Below are 3,182 nucleotides of genomic sequence, written 5' to 3' on the forward strand. Positions count from 1 at the left end.
CTATCTCCTTATCGCCGGTCTGTTCGAAGTCGGCTGGGCTATTGGCCTGAAATACACCCAGGGCTTCACCAGGCTCGTGCCGACGCTGTTCACTGCCGTCAGCATGGTCGTCAGCCTGGGCCTGCTCGGCCTGGCACTGAAGTCCCTGCCGGTCGGCACGGCCTATGCGGTCTGGACCGGGATCGGTACGATCGGCACGGCGATCCTCGGCATCATCCTGCTCGGCGAGCCGGCGACCGTCCTGCGGCTCCTCTGCATCAGCCTGATCGTCGCCGGCATCGTCGGGCTCAAGCTGGTCTCGCCGTGAGGCGCCCCGCGTCTTCTCATGGAGAGAGACGGTTGGCCGGACAGATCGTTCAGGCCGGGTCGATCCGGCTCTAGCGACGCCAGGCTTCCGGCCAGTAGCCCCCGCGATCCAGCGCGACGATCAGGATGACGATCGCGAGCGTCACCACGATCGTCATCAGCTTCGCATTCCAGGGCACGCCGCGGCCGATCAACCAGATCAGGCTCAGGCCGATGATGAGGGGGACGACGATCTCCATGGCCGGATCGTAGCCCGCGCATTGGCCGTGCCGCAATCGCCCGCCGCGTCGTCGACGGACATCGATCGAGCCAAGCGCCCTATCTGGCGGGAAGCGCGAGAGGCGGTGAACCACGCCCGATCGGCAGCGCGCCTTCGATCAACGGCCGGAGCTTCCCAACCTCGACGGCAAGGAAATCGAGGAACAGCCGAACCCGCGGAGTATGGCGTAAATCCGGATGGGTCAGCAGCCACAGGTCGGCAGAGAGATCAGGATCCGGCGGTGCCAGCCGTGTCAACCCCGGGCGCGTGTCACCGATGAAGCAGGGCAGGAAGCCGATGCCGATACCGGCCTCGACGGCCTCCGCCAGCCCCAGCACGGTGTTGAGCTTGTAGACGACGCGTTCCGGCGCGACGTGGCGGGCGAGATAGCGAACGGCGCTCAGCATGGTGAACTGCTCGCCCAGCGAAATCCAGCTGCGGTCCCACAAGCTTTCCACGCTCGGCGGGTCGGCGGCGGGAAAGTCCTCCGCCCGCCCGTACAGGGCCCAGGCGATGCGGGCAGGTTTGCGTCCGATCAGCGTCTCCGGCGGATTGTCGGTGGCGCGGATGGCGACATCGGCGTCGCGCTTGGAGAGATTGGCCGCCTGATTGCCGATCAGCATGTCGAGGCGGATATCCGGACATTGCTTCAGGAACCGGGCGAAGAGCGGCGTCAGCAGGTCCACCAGCAGGGAATCGTTGGTGGCGACGCGCAGTTCCCCGGCAGGCTTGATCTCCTGGCCGGCGAGCCTGCGCGCAAAGGCGGTGATATCGTCGTCGACGCGAACGGCGAGCTGGGCCATCTCCTCGCCGGCCGGGGTCGCCACGTAGCCGCTGCGATGGCGTTCGAAGAGCCTGACGCCGAGCGCCTCCTCGATCTGGCCGAGGCGGCGGAATACGGTAGAGTGATTGACGCCGAGCGCAGTGGCGGCGGCCGGCAACGCTCGCTTCTCGGCGATAGCCTTGATCAGACGAAAATCATCCCAGGCCAAGGGTGTCGCGGCTTGATTCATCCGCGCACTCTTGGCCAAGGCCTGCCTCTCATCAAGTGTCGCCAGCTCAGGCAATAGCGGGCTTGGCCTGCCAGTCGCGATCACCGGACCTCAGGGCCAGCGCGCCGTCGCCGATCAGGGCATGGGCGAAGGCGGTTAGCGCCAGGAACGCGGGGTATTCCCAACCGCCGTTCGGGGCATTGAAGACCCAACCATTGCCGGCGTGCACCGAAAGGGCGCCGAGCAGGATCGGGATCAGCGCCAGCGAGACGTAGCGGCCGTAGAACCCAACCAGGATCGCGATGCCGCCGAAGAGCTCGGCCAGCATGATCGGCCATGCGAGGAAGCCGGGCAGGCCGACCTGGCCGAGAAATCCGGTGAAGCCCGCGGGAGTGAAGATCACGAGCTTGAGATAGGCGTGAGCAATGAACATCAGCCCAAGCGCGACGCGCAGGCCAAGAGCGCCATAGGGAGCAAGACGAGAGTCGATCATGGAAGTGCCTCCTGAAAACGGGACCGGTTGGTCTCGGCCAGGATTTTGGGTCGATCGTCACGCAAATCAAATTGTAGTTCGGTCGACGTGACATTGCATCAATGCAATATGATTGCTCTGGCGCTTTTCCGGTTCGGGGCCAAGCTATCGGCAACAGCGCTGCGCCCGCGGCGGACGGAGGACCCAAACCATGCAGATCAACGGACTTCACCACGTCACCGCCATCTCCGGCCCGGCCCGCCGCAACCTGGACTTCTACTCCCGCGTGCTTGGCCTGCGCCTGGTCAAGAAGACGGTGAACTTCGACGATCCCGGCACCTATCATCTCTATTTCGGCGATGCGGATGCCGCTCCGGGCTCGATCCTGACCTTTTTCCCGTGGGAGCATGCGGCGCCCGGGCGGCTTGGCGTCGGCGAAACCCAGGAAACGGTTCTTCGGGTTCCCGAAGGCTCGATCGGCTTCTGGACGCATCGTTTCATAGAGCTCGGCGTGCCGCATGAGGCTCCCGCCAAGCGTTTCGGCCAGAGCGTTCTGAGCTTCCGCGACCCGGACGGGATGAGACTGGCCCTCGTCGGCCTGCCCGGCGTCGAGAAGGAGCCGGCCTGGCCGGACGGCGGCATAACGACCGAGAACGCCATCCGAGGCTTCCACAGCGTCAGCCTGCTGCTGGCTGACGCAGCCCCGACCGGCGCGATCCTGAACGACGTCTTCGGCTTCACCGAGGCGGCCCGAGAAGGCTCGCTGATCCGCTACGAAGCGAAGGGCACCCCGATCGGCGGCGTGATCGACCTGCGCGTCGCCGGAGGTTTTCTGCCGGCTCGCCAGGGTGCGGGCTCGGTCCACCACATCGCCTTCCGCGCCACCGACGACGCGGCACAGGAGGCGATGGTGCGCCGCCTCGCCGAGAACCACGGCATCCGCACGACGGAGCAGCGCGACCGCAATTACTTCCGCTCCGTCTACTTCCGCGAGCCTGGCCATGTGCTGTTCGAGATCGCAACAGATGTCCCCGGCTTCGCGGTCGATGAGCCCGCAGCCGAGCTCGGCCGGACATTGAAGCTCCCGGCGGGGCTCGAAGCCCATCGGAAGCAGATCGAGGCGGCCCTCCCCGGGCTTGCGTGACCGCGCCCT

At 66.0% G+C, this 3,182-nt stretch carries 5 protein-coding genes; 2 read left to right on the top strand and 3 right to left on the bottom strand.

Features of this window, described 5'->3' with window-relative positions:
- Nucleotides 1-307, top strand: a 307-nt coding sequence (gene sugE, locus ACIPIA_RS13065) for a quaternary ammonium compound efflux SMR transporter SugE (RefSeq protein WP_400510172.1), incomplete at its 5' end; no start/stop codon positions are given.
- Between the two features lie 70 nt (nt 308-377).
- Here sugE and ACIPIA_RS13070 read toward each other — a convergent pair.
- From ACIPIA_RS13070 to ACIPIA_RS13080, 3 genes are all read right to left on the bottom strand, one after another.
- Nucleotides 378-545, bottom strand: a complete 168-nt coding sequence (locus ACIPIA_RS13070) for a hypothetical protein (protein ID WP_400510174.1) — start codon at nt 543-545, stop codon at nt 378-380.
- Between the two features lie 79 nt (nt 546-624).
- Complete coding sequence (locus ACIPIA_RS13075; RefSeq protein WP_400510176.1) at nt 625-1,578, bottom strand: LysR family transcriptional regulator; 954 nt, start codon at nt 1,576-1,578, stop codon at nt 625-627.
- A gap of 46 nt (nt 1,579-1,624) precedes the next feature.
- On the bottom strand, nt 1,625-2,050 hold the full coding sequence (locus ACIPIA_RS13080) for a DoxX family protein (RefSeq protein ID WP_400510178.1): 426 nt from the start codon (nt 2,048-2,050) through the stop codon (nt 1,625-1,627).
- Between the two features lie 190 nt (nt 2,051-2,240).
- Here ACIPIA_RS13080 and ACIPIA_RS13085 point away from each other — a divergent pair, with 190 nt between their 5' ends.
- Nucleotides 2,241-3,173, top strand: coding sequence for a ring-cleaving dioxygenase (locus ACIPIA_RS13085; RefSeq protein WP_400510179.1), 933 nt, complete (start codon nt 2,241-2,243; stop codon nt 3,171-3,173).
- The last annotated feature ends 9 nt before the right edge of the window (nt 3,174-3,182 follow it).

This window comes from Allobosea sp. CER48 (assembly GCF_044752385.1).
In the GTDB taxonomy this organism is placed as follows: Bacteria; Pseudomonadota; Alphaproteobacteria; order Rhizobiales; family Beijerinckiaceae; genus Allobosea.

Bases quoted from the DNA above. Each gene is read 5' to 3' on its own strand.
- ACIPIA_RS13070 (WP_400510174.1), bottom strand. From the start codon at position 545: ATGGAGATCGTCGTCCCCCTCATCATCGGCCTGAGCCTGATCTGGTTG.
- ACIPIA_RS13075 (WP_400510176.1), bottom strand. From the start codon at position 1,578: ATGAATCAAGCCGCGACACCCTTGGCCTGGGATGATTTTCGTCTGATC.
- ACIPIA_RS13080 (WP_400510178.1), bottom strand. From the start codon at position 2,050: ATGATCGACTCTCGTCTTGCTCCCTATGGCGCTCTTGGCCTGCGCGTC.
- ACIPIA_RS13085 (WP_400510179.1), top strand. From the start codon at position 2,241: ATGCAGATCAACGGACTTCACCACGTCACCGCCATCTCCGGCCCGGCC.